General features: G+C 36.5%; 18 protein-coding genes. 7 read left to right on the top strand and 11 right to left on the bottom strand.

What is annotated here, in order from left to right:
• Window positions 1-538 precede the first annotated feature (538 nt).
• From ykgO to V6256_RS05135, 7 genes are all read right to left on the bottom strand, one after another.
• Complete coding sequence (ykgO, locus tag V6256_RS05165) at window positions 539-664, bottom strand: type B 50S ribosomal protein L36 (RefSeq protein ID WP_341597006.1); 126 nt, start codon at window positions 662-664, stop codon at window positions 539-541.
• A gap of 8 nt (window positions 665-672) precedes the next feature.
• Window positions 673-921: a type B 50S ribosomal protein L31 gene (locus V6256_RS05160; protein WP_341597005.1), complete on the bottom strand. Its 249-nt coding sequence runs from the start codon at window positions 919-921 to the stop codon at window positions 673-675.
• Between the two features lie 102 nt (window positions 922-1023).
• The gene (znuA, locus tag V6256_RS05155; protein WP_341597004.1) at window positions 1024-2025 is read right to left on the bottom strand and encodes a zinc ABC transporter substrate-binding protein ZnuA; all 1002 of its coding nucleotides are present in this window, start codon (window positions 2023-2025) and stop codon (window positions 1024-1026) included.
• A 601-nt stretch (window positions 2026-2626) separates the two neighbouring features.
• A complete protein-coding gene (locus V6256_RS05150; protein ID WP_341597003.1) occupies window positions 2627-3490 on the bottom strand; it encodes a metal ABC transporter permease in 864 nt (287 codons plus the stop codon).
• Between the two features lies 1 nt (window position 3491).
• Window positions 3492-4379 (bottom strand): metal ABC transporter permease, encoded by an 888-nt coding sequence (locus V6256_RS05145; protein ID WP_341597002.1) that lies wholly within the window; start codon window positions 4377-4379, stop codon window positions 3492-3494.
• 12 nt (window positions 4380-4391) lie between these two features.
• A complete protein-coding gene (locus V6256_RS05140) occupies window positions 4392-5270 on the bottom strand; it encodes an ATP-binding cassette domain-containing protein (RefSeq protein ID WP_341597001.1) in 879 nt (292 codons plus the stop codon).
• A complete protein-coding gene (locus V6256_RS05135; RefSeq protein WP_341597000.1) occupies window positions 5267-6154 on the bottom strand; it encodes a metal ABC transporter substrate-binding protein in 888 nt (295 codons plus the stop codon). The genes V6256_RS05140 and V6256_RS05135 overlap by 4 nt, the downstream gene beginning before the upstream one ends.
• A 240-nt stretch (window positions 6155-6394) precedes the next feature.
• Between V6256_RS05135 and V6256_RS05130 the strand changes: the two genes are divergently transcribed.
• The 5 genes from V6256_RS05130 (at window position 6395) to V6256_RS05110 (ending at window position 8916) form a co-directional block, all read left to right on the top strand.
• A complete protein-coding gene (locus V6256_RS05130; protein ID WP_341596999.1) occupies window positions 6395-6814 on the top strand; it encodes a tetratricopeptide repeat protein in 420 nt (139 codons plus the stop codon).
• A 14-nt stretch (window positions 6815-6828) separates the two neighbouring features.
• Window positions 6829-7044, top strand: a complete 216-nt coding sequence (locus V6256_RS05125; protein ID WP_341596998.1) for a hypothetical protein — start codon at window positions 6829-6831, stop codon at window positions 7042-7044.
• Window positions 7045-7059: 15 nt separating this feature from the next.
• Complete coding sequence (gene sodN / locus V6256_RS05120; protein WP_341596997.1) at window positions 7060-7566, top strand: superoxide dismutase, Ni; 507 nt, start codon at window positions 7060-7062, stop codon at window positions 7564-7566.
• A 34-nt stretch (window positions 7567-7600) separates the two neighbouring features.
• Window positions 7601-7864 (top strand): S24/S26 family peptidase, encoded by a 264-nt coding sequence (locus tag V6256_RS05115; RefSeq protein WP_341596996.1) that lies wholly within the window; start codon window positions 7601-7603, stop codon window positions 7862-7864.
• A 131-nt stretch (window positions 7865-7995) separates the two neighbouring features.
• On the top strand, window positions 7996-8916 hold the full coding sequence (locus V6256_RS05110; protein ID WP_341596995.1) for an AEC family transporter: 921 nt from the start codon (window positions 7996-7998) through the stop codon (window positions 8914-8916).
• Between the two features lie 164 nt (window positions 8917-9080).
• Here V6256_RS05110 and V6256_RS05105 read toward each other — a convergent pair whose 3' ends face one another.
• The 4 genes from V6256_RS05105 to V6256_RS05090 form a co-directional block, all read right to left on the bottom strand.
• A complete protein-coding gene (locus V6256_RS05105; protein WP_341596994.1) occupies window positions 9081-9812 on the bottom strand; it encodes a DUF5020 family protein in 732 nt (243 codons plus the stop codon).
• Between the two features lie 382 nt (window positions 9813-10194).
• Window positions 10195-11490, bottom strand: a complete 1296-nt coding sequence (locus V6256_RS05100; RefSeq protein ID WP_341596993.1) for a TRAP transporter large permease — start codon at window positions 11488-11490, stop codon at window positions 10195-10197.
• Window positions 11491-11502: 12 nt separating this feature from the next.
• Entirely contained in the window at window positions 11503-12006 is a 504-nt protein-coding gene (locus tag V6256_RS05095) for a TRAP transporter small permease subunit (protein ID WP_341596992.1), read from the bottom strand.
• A gap of 95 nt (window positions 12007-12101) precedes the next feature.
• Window positions 12102-13181 carry a TRAP transporter substrate-binding protein gene (locus V6256_RS05090; RefSeq protein ID WP_341596991.1) on the bottom strand — a complete coding sequence of 360 codons (1080 nt, stop codon included), beginning with the start codon at window positions 13179-13181 and terminating at the stop codon, window positions 12102-12104.
• Between the two features lie 781 nt (window positions 13182-13962).
• Between V6256_RS05090 and V6256_RS05085 the strand changes: the two genes are divergently transcribed.
• Window positions 13963-14379, top strand: coding sequence for a hypothetical protein (locus V6256_RS05085; protein WP_341596990.1), 417 nt, complete (start codon window positions 13963-13965; stop codon window positions 14377-14379).
• Window positions 14380-14493: 114 nt separating this feature from the next.
• Entirely contained in the window at window positions 14494-15795 is a 1302-nt protein-coding gene (locus V6256_RS05080; RefSeq protein WP_341596989.1) for a DEAD/DEAH box helicase, read from the top strand.
• The last annotated feature ends 166 nt before the right edge of the window (window positions 15796-15961 follow it).

The raw sequence follows: 15961 nt of genomic DNA, 5'->3' as shown, positions 1-15961 counted from the left end.
CTTAGTCTCATGAGCGGAGGAGCTCTGCGACTCCTTTTTTCAGCCTCCCTTGTAGATACAGTCAATAAAACAAAGTACTTCGCTCTTTACCTTGCTGCACTTTACGTAGGTGAATGTTTATTTTGGCTTTTGTTTTGATGCAAGCAGGGAGACTGAAGTCACCGCCCCGAAGCTAACGTCAATACGATTAGTAAAGCGTCCGAAAGATTTGGAGACTGCTCTATAAATCTAGAATACTTAAAATCACTGCCGCCAGAAATACTACTTTGGGCCGGTGGGCGTATTAAGCGACAGCTTAGCCTCATGAGCGGAGGAGCTCTGCGACTCCTTTTTTTAGCCTCCCTTGTAGATTCAGCAGTATTGAAAGTTAACGGTGAAAATTAGGAGATTTACTGAAGTATTTATAATAGATAAAAAAATAGGCTCATTAATAACAAATTAATGAGCCTATTAGTATAGCGTTTATCGATGTAAAGCAATCAGTGTAAAGTTTATCTGGATAGATTTAATCATTTACAAGATTGCTAACAAAAACGGATTATCTTTGTCTCGCTTTGAATCTAGGGTTGCTTTTACAGATAACATAAAAGCGCCCTTTTCTATTCACAACTTGGCAATCCGGATGACGCTTTTTAGCGCTTTTTAATGAACTTAAAATTTTCATTTTATTTCCTAAGATTTAAGCTTACCAAAACGTGTATTAAATTTAGCAACACGACCATCTTGCGTAGTAATTGTTTGTTTGCCAGTGTAATAAGCGTGCGATTCACTTGACACTTCAATTGCATAGTATGGGTAAGTCTTACCATCTAATTCAACGGTTTTATCCGTTTGTAGAGTAGAACCAACGATGAAGTATTTGTCGACTGATGTATCGTGAAAAGCGACTTTTTGGTATTTAGGGTGGATATTGTTTTTCATAACGAACCTTATATTAATAATAAAAATAGCAATTATCTTGAGTATTTTTAATTTTGAAAATTAAAGCTGCTGTATTTCAAGCAGCCGATAAAAAGTTATCTTTTACTTTAAGCAATCTGTTAGACCCGTTGCTAAGTTATTCATGATAGTAAAGTAAGCTTCAGTACCTGGCTCTACATTAGATCCTAATGGATCCAGTACACCGGTTTTTGCATTTGTATCTTCAATCACGGTTGCAACTAAACTTGATTGGAACTGTGGCTCACTAAATACACACTGTGCATTTAAATCTTCAATCTTAGCGCGTACTTCGGTGATTTTTTTAGCACCTGGCGTTCTTTCAGGGTCGATAGTGACAGAACCGATTGCATTTAAGTTATATGATTTTTCAAAGTATTGGTAAGCAGCATGAAAAACAATATATGGTTTTTCTTTTACAGGCGTTAACTGTTTGCTTAAGTCAGCATCAAGCGCTGTTAGTTTAGTGATTAACTTAGTTGAATTTGAACGATATTGGCTGGCATGGTCAGGGTCAATTTCAACTAATTTTTCAGTCGTCTCTGTTACAATTTTTTGAGCAACCTCAGGGCTTAACCAAATATGTAAGTCCATTGCACTTTCATGTTCATCATGATGGCCTTCTTCATCGTGATGACCATCTTCATCGTGATGTCCTTCTTCATCGTGATGTCCTTCTTCATCATGATCTGCATCGTGTTCACCATGATGATGCTCATGTGCTTCCCAGTTTCCTCCGCTACGCGCAGTCAATAATGAGTCGCTCAATGTTTCTGATAAAGTTAGCTTTTGTGCATTTTCCGCTACTGTCTGTAGTGGCTTTTCTAGAAAACTTTCTAGATCATGACCTACCCAAACCACTAAATCTGCTTCCGTTAATGATTTTGCTTCAGAAGGACGCATCGTATAACCATGAGGAGAACCATTTTTTATGATCAATTCTGGCGTAGCAACACCTTCCATTACGCCACTCACTAAAGAGTGAATAGGTTTAATACTCACCACGACTTGAGGTGGTTCACTAGCCATCGCAAATGTACTAGATAATAGACAAGCTGAAGTAATACCTTTTAATAATTTTTTCATTTTAGGACCTATAGTTAACACATTAAAGTTATGTTATAACATAACAATTATTGTCAAAATAAACAATCTAAAACTACAAATTAATTAAAAATAAATGAAACTAAAAATGAAAGAATGTTGATCAAAAGCTATTGATAAATAAGGAAATAGTCAAATAACTATCAAAATAGAAAGCAAGGAAAAGTTAATAATATATTAAGTGAAGGAACTCACTCAATCATGACATTAGATAATGTATTTTAACAGTAAAAATATCAATCAATAAAGTCTACAGAATGTGGGTATAAACAAAATAAACTTTGCTTATTTTATGTAACGTTGAGGACAATTAAATGTCGTTTTATAACCATTTTCACCAGTAAAACAGCACTTATTATTTACTTACCTGTAAGTAGACACTTAGTCATACCGCACAGTTTTAAAGGAGTAAAAAGTTCTGTTTCTTTGCATTAGTAAATACCAAGAAACTGGCTTTTTCAACTCCCCCTTTGGGTAATGGTTCAAACAATAAGGTTTATCAAAATATAACCGTATGTTTATTCTATTAACCCACATAAACAGCACTTTAAAAGGATTCATAAATAAATTTTACGAGCCTTTATCAATGAGAAAACACTTGCTTTTGCTGTTTTGACTTCATGGTATTTTTGTTTATTTTCAATCGATTAAATAATAAAACACAACAAAAACAAAATGCTTGAAGCAACACAATGCAAGCGCCTGTGGCACCGTCAATATGGAAACTTATCAATATACCCAAGCAAATAGTGGTGAGCGAAAAAATAATAGCAATGAAGATCATCACCCAAAAGTTTTTAACCAACACAAATGCCGTGATCCCCGGCGAAATCAACAGTGCAACGACTAACACAACTCCAACGGCTTGTATTGCTGCCACTACCGCTAATGAGATCATAATTAATAAACTGTAATGAATAAAATGCACTGGTAAACCAACAACACGCGCATGACTACTATCAAAACAATACAATAATAACTGCTTACTAAAAATAACGACTATCGCGAAAATGGTTAATGATAAAACGATGGTTTGTATATATTCATTGTCATTAATCCCGAGCATATTACCAAACAGAATATGCATTAGGTGTTGATTAGTTTCTATTTTTGTAAAAAGCACTAAGCCCAGTGCAAACATACCAGAATACACAACACCTAAAATGGTATCTTCTTTTAAACGACTATTATTCTTGATGAATCCTGTTAACAAAGCACAAAGAAATCCAGAAATAAATGCACCAATTGGCAGCGCGATACCTAAAATATAGGAAAGTACAATACCGGGCAGCACGGCATGAGAGATAGCATCACCCATTAACGACCAGCCTTTCAGTACTAAAAAACAAGATAAGATAGCGCACACAAGACCAACAGATAGCCCTGCTAGTAACGCTCTTTGCATAAATTCATATTGGAAAGGCTGTATAAACCATTCAAATAGCATACTAAGCCTCCTTTTCAGTTGTCAGAGGATTAAGTATTTTTTTGTTAGCTTTAGGCTTGGAAAAAACATCATTAAAGATGCCATACTTCGGTGAGAACAAAAATGCAGCGACAAAAAGGCTGGTTTGCAACACAACTATCACTCCACCCGTTGCACCATCAAGAAAGTAACTTAAATAAGTGCCCGCTATCGAAGTAAAACCGCCCATCGATACTGCAATCACTAATACTTTTTCAAAACGATCTGTTAATAGGTAGGCCGTTGCGCCTGGTGTGATCACTAATGCAATTACTAATATCGCACCAACTGTTTGCAAAGAGGCAACAGTACAAGCACTGAGTATTGTAAAGAATATCACTTTCAATTTTACAATTGATATTCCAACTGAGACAGCCTGATTCTCATCAAAAAATACCAGTAACAGATCTTTCCATAAAAATAAAAGTGCAATAAAAGACACAACACAAATAATCACAATTTGAATAATATCAGAAGCTGTCACCGATAAAATATTGCCAAATATAATAGCTTCAATATTAATGGCAGTGGGATTAAGTGAAATTATCAATAAGCCAGATGCAAAAAAAGTAGTAAAAATAAAACCGATGATTGCATCTTCTTTTAAATACGAAAGGTAGCGTAAGGCAGCAATGCTAAGCGATGCAAGAAACCCAGCAATAAAAGCCCCCAGTGAATAAGGCAGTCCAATTGCATAAGCAACGGCGACGCCTGGCACAACAGAGTGTGATAATGCATCGCCAATTAACGACCAACCTTTCAGCATTAAAAAGCACGATAGCAACGCGCAAACTGCGCCTACTAACCCAGCACTAAATATTGCATTTTGCATATATTGATACTGTAAGGGTTCAAGTAAAATATCTAACATACTTTTGCCTTGTTATTGTTGAGAAGAAGATTGAGAAATAATGATAGAATCCGTAGATTCTCTTGCCCCATAAAAGACGGCTGGTTTCTCATGGTCGGAAATGATTGTCACGGCGCGGTCATCGTCATCATCATGTAACGTTTGCCCGAGAATACCCACTTGCTTAAGTACTCCACCAAAGGTTTTTTCTAGATTATATTGTGTAAATGTTTGTTTGGTTTCTCCCGCGGCAATCACAGTGCGGTTAATAAAAATAACTTCATTACAATAATCAGGAACGACACCTAAATTATGTGTAGAAACGAGTATTAAATGCCCACTGTCTCTGAGTTCCCTTAGCAAATTGATAATCACTTCTTCGGTGGTAAAATCCACCCCTGTAAAAGGTTCGTCGAGCAAAATAATTTTACTTTGTTGTGCTATTGCACGAGCTAAAAAGACGCGCTTTTTTTGTCCGCCGGATAATTCACCTATTTGTCGATTTTTAAGATCAATAATGCCCATTTTAGTCATCGCTTGCTCAATGACCTGATTATCTAGTTTGCTGGCTTTACGTAGAAACCCCATATGGCTGTATCGCCCTTGTAAAACAACGTCCTTAACTAAGATCGGAAAATTCCAGTCAATATCTTCACTTTGAGGGACATAGGCAATTTGATTTTTCTTAAGCGCTTGGTTTACCGGGAAACCAGAAATACTTATTTCTCCTTCGCTTAATTTAATTAACCCCATTAAACATTTAAATAAAGTAGATTTTCCGCCACCATTAATGCCCACCAGCCCACAGATGGTGCCAGCAGCTAACGAAAAGTTAACGTTTGTAATGGCCTGAACACCATTGTTATAAGTGACGCCAACAGAAGATACATCGATACTGGTTGTTAACTTCATCGTGTTAGCCCCTCCACAATTGTATTAGTGGTCACTGTAATTAGGTCTAAGTAGGTTGGCACAGGACCATCGCTTTTAGAAAGTGAATCGACATATAGAACACCGCCATAATGAATACCGGTTTCATTGGCCACTTGTTTAGCAGGTTTATCAGAAATAGTACTTTCACTAAAAATAACGCTGATATTGTGACTTACAACCTTATCAATCAGCTTTTTGACTTGTTGTGGTGTGCCTTGCCTTTCTGCATTGATAGGCCATAAGAAAGCTTCTTTTAATCCGTAATCATGTGCAAGGTAACTAAATGCCCCTTCACTGCTGACTAACCAACGCTTTTCTTCAGGAACTGCATCTATTTTTTCTCGAACACGACTGTCTAGGGCGTTAATTTTATATTTGTATGCCGTTGCATTTTCGATGTATGCCGCTTGATTAACAGGATCGTATTTAATTAAGGCATCTCGAATAGTATCAATATAAATTTTTGCATTGCTTAGTGACATCCATGCATGCGGATTAGGTTTACCTGAATAGGCTCCTTCATAAATCGAAATCGGTTTAATTCCCTCTGAAACAACCACTGACGGCACATCTTCCAAGTTTGCAAAAAATCGCGTAAACCATGATTCTAAGTTAAGCCCATTCCAGAGAATTAAATCCGCATCTTGTGCTTTCACGATATCTTTTGGTGTTGGTTGGTAATTATGAATTTCAGCACCCGGCTTTGTAATTGAGATAATATCTGCGTGTTCACCAGCAACGTTTTGCGCTATATCTTGGATAATAGTAAAAGTTGTCACCACTTTGAGACGAGCTTGAGCAGGACTACTTATCAACGGGATCGCCACCATCGCGATATAAAATAGACTGTTTTTTATGTTCATTAACACCTTCATTGTTGTGGTTAGTTACTCAGTACACTTTTCAGCATTACCTTCAGTAAATGGTAATTAATCTCAAAGCCACTAATGATAATAGATATCAATTGCATTTAAGTCAATACCATTAAAAAATAATATGCGTTAGTCAATTTCATTTTAATCCTTTACAAATACAATTTAGGTAGTGATAATCATTATCGTTAATAAAGCATTATTAAATACAGTTTTGAGAAGGAAACGCGTATGGAAAAGTGGCAAAGGTTAATGAAAACAGGTAATGAACATTATCAAATGAAACAATGGGAAGAAGCAATTTATCATTATAATCAATCGATTACATTGCTTGAAGATCAGGAGTTTTTAACAGGAAAAGATTCACTGCAAAGCATACAAGCTTGGGTTTGTGGATATCATAATCTGGCAAAAACGTATGAGCAACAAGGGTTAATACAACGCTGTCGAGATATGCTGATCATTCCATTTATGAAGCTTAACAACATCAGTAACCAGCCTTATGCATCACCTGAAATGCAATTAACAATCCACCGCTCCTTAAAAGTCACTTTACTGCCTTTATTAACGTTCGCTAATAACTACCCGAATGAATCACAGTTTATTGATCAACTGCTTAAAGATATTAATAACCCACAATCCATACATTAATTAACGGAGTAACTATGTTTAGAAAACTGACTATGTTCAACAAACTAAAAGAAAAGACTTTATTACTGTTTATCAGCATGATGCCGCTCAGTGTAATGGCCCATCCTGGTCATGATCATCACTCTCCTTGGGCCAATCTGATTCATTTATTATGGTTGTCACCGATTATTATTGCCGCTTACTTTTTATTTAAAAAATATAAGAAGAAAAATTCACACACTAAAAAATAAGTAGAGGAATTCCCAATGTTACATAATGTAATGCAGTATTTAGATAATAAAAAAAGCTTCGAACACGTTTCTGCTCACTGTGATATCCCATGTAAGATCTATGATCCAATCAATGCACAAATTGCCGTATTAACCATTATTCGTATGGTAGATTTACTAACAGAGCTTGAACAAAAAGGTGTGAATACACTTGCTGACCAAGCAGAACTACAGCGTTTAATTTCACAGAAAGAAGAGCATGGCATAGTAGTAAAAAAAGAAATAACTACTATTTGGGGTGATTATATTAAAGCACCACAGTTAGAAGCTTATCCAGAATTACATGAATTAACACATAGTATTATGTTGTTAAGTTCAAAAGCTAAACAAGGAATTGATAAAGAGGCTAGCTTACAGTTACTTGAAAAAGTGAATCGCTTTGCTGATATTTTTTGGGCATCAAAAGGGGTTAAAACTTATACGGCTACTTGCCCTTACCCACCTCAGCAACAAGTTGTTTATCCTGATTTAAAAGCATCCTAAATTGTTAAGTATTAATAAAGTCATTGGAGACAGTATGTCTCCAATTATTCCAGCCAATAGTTTTTTGTTGTTCCATCATTGGATTAGGCCTAATTCACTTAAAGTGGGATTGCTGGTCAAAGTAAACCACCCTATTTATGGATTGATTATTAAACAGGTATGCCAAATCGATAAAAATAATAGTTATTGGTTAAAAGGGTTAAATGATAGCAGTGTCACAACTGAACAGATGGGGCCAATAAGAATCAACAGAATCAAAGGCATTGTATGTTATAAAATATTAGCTAAGTCTAATTAAATGATCGTGGCTAACAACCTTGCTTGAATTGGCCTTAATTTAAGGCCAGTATTGTTTATCTTTATTATTTAATATTGTTAATAAGCAGCTCATTGATAAGCTTAATGCGATGATCATTTAATGGATATACAATGCTAACTTTTATTTATACACTGATTCCCATACTCGCATTAATAACACTTGGTTTTTTTCTAAAGCGAAGTCAGTTTATACCCGAAGACACTTGGGTTGGCGTCGAGAAACTAACCTATTTTATCTTCTTCCCGGCATTATTAATCAATACACTTAGCCAGCAATCTATTGATGGTTTACCTTGGGTATCAATGCTCATTGTTATCTCTGCAACATTACTCTTTTCAACGATTGTATTGATCTTGTTAAGGCCTAAAATAGCCCAAAATGGCGCCGCTTTTACCTCTGTATTTCAGGGTGGCATACGTTTTAATACCTATATCACTTTTGCCATCGCATATAGCTTATATGGCATCACGGGTCTTGAAATGAGTTCTGTTGCGGCAGGCTTTATGATTGTGTTAATCAACTTATTATGTGTATTAATTTTTATCATTTGGGGGTCGCCGTCCTCCACAACCACTGGCTTTATACCCTTTATAAAGTCGATCATCTTTAACCCACTTATTGTCGGTTGTATGATAGGTTGGTTGTTAAGTTTATCTGACTTTAGTATGCCAAGTGTTGCTAGCAATGTTTTAGAAATATTAGGACGTGCGGCATTACCTTTAGGATTATTAGCAGTTGGTGCTGCCTTAAGGCCTCGCTCTATTCATGGGCACGCCAAAGTCATTATATTTTCATCGTTAATGCAGTTTGCAGTTAAACCGTTATTCGCCTTTGTATTGATCCACTATCTAAATTTACAAGGGATAGCCGGTGCTGTATTACTGATTGCCTTTATGACTCCTACTGCTCCCTCTTCTTATATACTCGCTCGCCAATTGGGTGGTGATGTTGACTCAATGGCTTCCATTATCACTATGCAAACGCTACTTGCCTTTATTTTCATGCCGATACTTGCGATGTTATTACTGTAAATTGCTACTGGACGGTTAGATAAAGTCATAATCAATAGGAAGTTAAAAAATAAGCGCACAAAAATAAAATAACCTTGATAATAGCCAAGGCAATAAAACACCCCCAGCACTTTTAAAAAGTGTGACCGGAGATAGATCCTTCTCCTGTCACAATAACTAAGGATCTAGAAAGTCCATTTAACAAGTAGATTAGGGTTATTTTCTGTTTGCCCTTTTACACCAAACTTATTTTTCCAATAAACATACTCAATACCTAAATCAAGGCGTCCACTGTTCATTCCTAGGAATGGCCCTACGTTATATTTAATTTGCGGAGTGAAATTAAAGCCAGCTTCAGTGTCTCCAAAACTTGTATCTGCTCCATCAACAATATCTAAGAAACCATCTACACGGAAATTACCTCTATTAAATGCCCAGGTAACCGTTAGCTGATTATTATCTTTACGGTTAATACCTAAATCATCTTGAATACGACGGTAATAAGTTACATTGAAGTAAGTCGCTCCAGGCACATCAAGACTAACACCGGCACCGATCAGGTAGTTATTAAAGTTAGACTGACCTGAACTAAACTCTATTTGTGTTGCTACAAATACATTTTTCACAAACCCATCATGAGAATATATATTGGGATTAATACTAAACTCGCCGTAAGTATCATCAGGGTTACTTAACCTATCCACAAATAGAAAAGTCCCACCCCATGTATGGCCTGAGGCATGTTCAAAAGTGAAGACATTACGATCATCTTCGGTTTTAGCAAAGGGATCAACATAGTCATTCCCCGTTAATAAACTAAGACTAAAATTAGACCATATTTGTTCTGCTGAGGCACTATGAACATTAAAAGTTAATAGTGGTACCAGTGCTATTTTTCCTAATGTGGTTATTTTCATATAATCCCTTATTTTTTAATTTCAAATACAGAAAAGTCATCTTTCTGCATACGATTCACTGCTTTAATTTAGCCACTAACAGTAAACAATCTGAACAATCGCTCAAAATTCATACCGCAACTTTCAAGCCAAAACATTAAAAAACAAAAAATTAAAAGTTAACTAATTGAATAATTGAGGTAAATATAGATTTTCTTAAACACTCAAGGAAATAGTTACTTACTAGGAAGGCTAAAAACACTAAGGAATGGTGCATAACAGAGATTTAGATCACTATCTTGGAGCAAGATTTAAAATTGAAAATGGGTATCAGAAAAAAAGCCTTTCGAAAAAGGCTTTTAATCTATGTCTATTCGCTAAATATATAACCTTAAGTTAGCTGTTATGAATCAAAACCATAAAAGCCAGGGAAGATAACGATTGATGCCAACACCAGCAACTGCAGAATAATAAACGGAATAACACCTTTATAAATATCCATGGTTTGTACCGATGGCGGTGCGACCCCTTTTAAATAGAACAGACTAAAACCAAAAGGTGGTGTCAGGAATGAGGTTTGTAGATTCATTGCAATTAAAATAGCAAACCAAGTTAAATCAATGCCCATCATATCAGCCACTGGGTATAGCATAGGCACCACGATAAATGAGATTTCTACAAAGTCGATAAAAAAGCCTAAGACTAAAATAACCAACATTGAAATAATTAAAAATCCCCATTTTTCACCTGGTAGACTAAACATCAATTCTTCAATAATCTCTTCACCACCAGTATAAGAGAAGACCATAGAGAAGGCCGTTGCACCGATAAAGATAGCAAATACCATGGAAGTGACTTTAACGGTTTCAATGGATGACTGCCATAAAACTTCCCACGAACATTGTCTATATAACAGCGCAAGTAAAATCGCTCCAGCACCACCTATTGCAGATGATTCCGTTGGCGTTGCAATACCATAAAATATAGAACCTAATACAGCGAAAATTAATAATAATGGCGGCGCTATCGCTTTAAAGGCATTCCAGTAAGGTGCAAATCCAGCCTCTTTATCAAACTCAGACTCAGGTAATGCTGGTGCAGCTTCAGGCTTAAGGTAGGCATAAACCAACACATATAAGATAAAAGCGCCAACTAAAATAGCCCCTGGTAACATTGCAGATTTAAATAAATCCCCCACAGGCACGCCCATTACATCACCTAGAATAATCAGAATAATTGAAGGTGGAATAATTTGACCAAGTGTACCAGATGCACAAATAACCCCGGTCGCTAGCTTTTTATCATATTGATATTTAAGAATTACAGGTAACGAAATAACCCCCATCGCCACCACGGAAGCACCAACAACACCAGTAGAAGCCGCAAGTAAACAACCAACGAGTATAGTGGAAACCGCAATTCCCCCTCTTACTCGCCCAAACAATTGCCCCATCGCTTCTAATAGCTGCTCGGCTAATTTTGTTTTTTGTAATATATTCCCCATAAAAATAAACATAGGGACCGCCATCATGATCGAGTTCTCCATGATGCTCATTATTCGATAAGGCATGAATGCAAATAATTCAAACCCTTCTGCAAATACGCCAAAAATTAATGCGACACCTGCAAATACAAAAGCCACGGGAAATCCCGTCAATAGGAGTAGCAAAGCTACACCAAACATAATAATGCCAATCATAAAAACTCCCTTTTAATGTGTAACGGCAACAATACAACGCAGGTTTTTTACTAACATGCCTAACCCACTCAATATCAAGGTTAAGGCTGATAAAGGGATCATTGCTTTAATTAACCAGCGATGTGATAAACCACCCGGATCACCACTCACTTCCCCTAGGTGATAAGCTTCTAATGTAAAGTCATAGCCATACCAAATAATCAAAGCACAAAATGGCAGTAGAAAAAAAATACAGCCTAAGCTATTAACCCATGCTCTATTTTTTTCACTTAATTTTTCATAAAAGATATCAACTCGAACATGCCCTTCCTCTTTTAAGGTATAAGCAATGCCCAGTAAAAACATAGAGGCAAATAGATGCCATTCTAATTCTTGAAGTGCAATTGAGCTGGATTTGAAAAAATAACGGGCGATTACATCATAGAAAACATTAATCAATAATAAGATCATTAATGTTGCTGAAATTTTACCGATGATATTGGAAAAGCGATCAAAGATATTTTGTAATTGTTCCATTGAAGATAACTCCTTCTACCTAAACAACATTAAAAAAGCCACTTCACCATTAGCGCTATAAATCAGCTAGAAACATGGTTAAGTGGCTTAATTGATTATTCCGTTAGCGCTTTAGTGCTTTTGATATAACCGTATTCAGAGATATCAGTCCAAACACGCACTAACTTCAAGTAATCTTGTTGTGATTTTATGATTTTAGCCGCTAGCGGATCCTTACTCGCTTTTTCACTGAGGATCTCATCATTGGCTTTTTTAATAGCACTTAGTACTTCAGGTGGGAAAGTTTTTACTTGAATATCAGGGAATTCAGAAGTCATTGTATCCCAGTTTTCCGCACTTGAAGCATAAGACTGGATGTACATATCATAAGATGCTTTGTGCATAGCCACTTTCAGGATCGCTTGTAAGTCAGCTGGTAATGTCGCTAATTTCTTTTTGTTTACGATAAACATCAACTCTGTCGCCGGCTCATGCCAACCCATGTAGTAGTAAGGTGCAATTTTGTGGAAGCCCATACGTAAATCCAATGAAGGACCTACCCACTCCAATGCATCAATCGTATTACGCTCTAATGAGGTATATAACTCACCTGGTGGAATATTGACGGGTGTCGCGCCTAATTTAGCAAGTACTTCACCGGCAAAACCAGGAATGCGCATTTTTAGGTTTTGTAAGTCTTCAACACTGTTGATCTCCTTACGGAACCAACCACCCATTTGCACGCCTGTGTTCCCACCCGGAAACGCGACTAAATTATGCTTTCCATAAACTTCATCCATTAGCTCTTGACCACCGCCATACTGAAACCAAGCATACTGCTCACTGGCTGTCATACCAAAGGGCATGGTTGTGAAATATAAGGTATTAGGTACTTTACCGTTATAATAATAACTTGCAGAGTGGCCGATATCGTATTGGCCTATTTTTACCATATCAAAAACACCAAAAGGCGCTTTATGCTTATTCGCTGAATCGACACGAATCTTTAAACGGCCATCGGACATTTCATCAGCCATCTTCACCATATTTTTTACTGCATCACCAAATACGGGGAAATTGGGTCCCCATGATTCCGCGAGCTTTAATCGATATACTTTATCAGCAGCAAAAGCACTTGTGCTTGTCACAATCACAGCGGTAGCGAGGATAGTTGTTTTAAAAAGGGATCTTAGCATTGTAAACTCCATGTAAATTAGACTAAAAGAACGGCTGATAAGTCTTAATATCAACATTTCAGCGACTAAATATCGCTGGTAAATGTAATTAAAATGTTAAATACAGGTTCACAGAGTGCCACCATGATGAACTGAAATGTATCCTCTACATGAGTAAATTGTCGCTTTCATCACAGGCTAGTTATTTTTTTGCTCATTAAAGCGTGCTAGCTCAATAAACGTTCAATTTATTCTCGAACAAACCCTCGAAGAAATAAGTAGTTATCGATGATTTCTAACTTAAATACCCCGTGATAAGTCAACATATTGTGATATTTAAATTACACAAGTAACTCGTTATAATTATCGTAAAAAAGGTTAAATATCTTTTTTAAAATTTTTTATAGTTAAGAGCTGAGTTTCAAAGCAACTGAAATAACCCTAAACTATCCCTTTTCATAATAAAGGGTATGTTTTAGATGATATATCTAGGCATCAGCATTAGAGATAAAAAGCTATTACCGTTAATATTGAAGATAGCTACATACAACCTTTTTAATCAAGATTGCAGCGCTCGACTGTCTTCAGCAGAGAAAGCCTAGAGTATTATTAAAGTGTTAGTAAGGTAAGTTTTACGAGAAAAAATAGAACAGAAATGATGGGCTAGGTTATCGATATAAAATGGCTAGCAGACAGCATTATTAATGGTTTTTGATATCGCGAAAGCCCCGTTAAAAGCGGTTTTAGAAAACTATCGGCTCCCATCGACCAGCTTCTATTATCCAGCGATAAGGTAAATACTATGAAAATCAATGAAATGATCAAATTATCTGCTTTAATAGCAACTGCAGCCTTATTACAAGCCTGTGCTGGCGTAAGAGATAACTCTGCTGACTTAACCACTAATGTCAATAATCAAGCAGTAATGACAGTCGCGCGAGGAGACGTTAATGAACTATTAGCCATTGGCGATGGCTTTCCTGGTTGGTGGGGTTACTACCCTGCTGTCATTTCTTCAAACCCTGATATTGCGAGTATTGAGTGTGAAGACGCAAGAAGCTATATCCCTTTTAGAGAGCCCGGTATCATTTTTGGTGGAACTGTCTGTAGTTTACATGCCCATCAAGTGGGTGAAACAATCCTTTCCTTTGGCAATCAGTGGACTCTCAAAGATACCTCGCAGGCTGACAAAACAATCAAGGTCACAGTGATTGATTAGTGAAGCGAAGATCATTGCGGAGCAGTCTATTCGAAGTTAATGCCATTTAATTTACGCAAAATAATGTAAATAGGATAAAATGTTATATTATTTTAATTTTTGAGCTTTATATTAATGACTTTTGATTCAACTTTAACCAACTCTACAAGTAGCTTTAACGATCTTGGCCTTATTTCACCTTTGTTAAATAGACTAACAGAGATGCAATATAAGCATCCCACACCAATACAGGCCCAATCGATCCCTTGTATTTTGGCTAAACGCGATTTGATTGCTGGTGCCAACACAGGTTCAGGTAAAACAGCTGCTTTTGCATTACCTTTGTTGCAACAACTTGCCCAATCTAGTGAATTAGACAAGCCAGTCTCGGCTAACCATAACTTTGTTTCTGCATTAATTTTGGTACCGACGCGTGAATTAGCGAAGCAAGTTGCTGATGATATAAAGTCTTATGCTGTACATTTTAATGGAGCTATCAAAACATTAGCTTTATTTGGTGGTGTTTCAACGAATACTCAAATGAAAGCTTTACGTGGTGGCAGTGACATTATAGTTGCAACACCAGGACGCCTATTAGACTTAATTAATAGTAACGCAATAAAATTAGACAAGGTTAAAACGCTGGTTCTAGATGAAGCAGATCGCATGTTAAGTTTAGGCTTTACCGAAGAACTAAGCTCTTTGCTGACGTTAATGCCTAAACAAAAACAAACTCTTTTATTCTCTGCAACCTTTCCTGAGCAAGTAAAAGCACTGACCTCTTCATTATTAAATGATCCTGTTGAGATACAATTACAAAGCACAGAGTCAAGTACCTTAGTGCAACGTATTTTTACCGTTGATAAGGGGCAAAAAACTGCGTTACTTGCGCATTTAGTGAAGACACATCAGTGGAAACAAGTATTGATTTTTGTGAATGCTAAAAAAGCCTGTAATCATTTAGCTGAAAAATTAGCAAAAAGAGGCATTTCAGCACAGGTCTTCCACGGTGATAAGGCACAAGGTGCGCGTACTCGTGTCTTAGATGCTTTTAAAGCTGGTGAGACACAAGTACTTATTGCAACGGATATCGCCGCGCGTGGTATAGATATCGATAAACTGCCTGTTGTTATTAATTTCGATTTACCAAGAAGCCCTGCAGATTATATGCACAGAATAGGACGTAGTGGCCGTGCTGGCGAAATAGGTTTGGCTCTGTCTTTAATTGACCAAGATGATTACCATCACTTTAATGTTATTGAGAAAAAAAATAAAATTCGATTAGAAAGAGAGCAAATCCCAGGGTTTGAAACGACGCAATTTACAGAAGCCGCGTTTGCTTCTAAAAAAGCGACGGCTAAGCCTGAAGGTACTGGTAAAAAACAACGAAATAAACCTCAACAAATTAATGCTGATATCTGGTCTGGTAATGTTTAAAAGGTAATCTTTAAAAGATAATCATTAGGTAAAATTATTTCGATAATAAATAGTCGCTCAATGTTAAGCGACTATTTTAAACAAGCAATACTCTACACGACAAAGTACCTAATTAGCATACTTCCCCTTATTTCTATTTATGTTATACGTTAATAGAAAACCTTTA

The sequence above is a fragment of the Psychromonas aquatilis genome, assembly GCF_038155185.1.
GTDB lineage: Bacteria > Pseudomonadota > Gammaproteobacteria > Enterobacterales > Psychromonadaceae > Psychromonas > Psychromonas aquatilis.
This window is presented reverse-complemented; position numbering and strand designations above follow the sequence as displayed.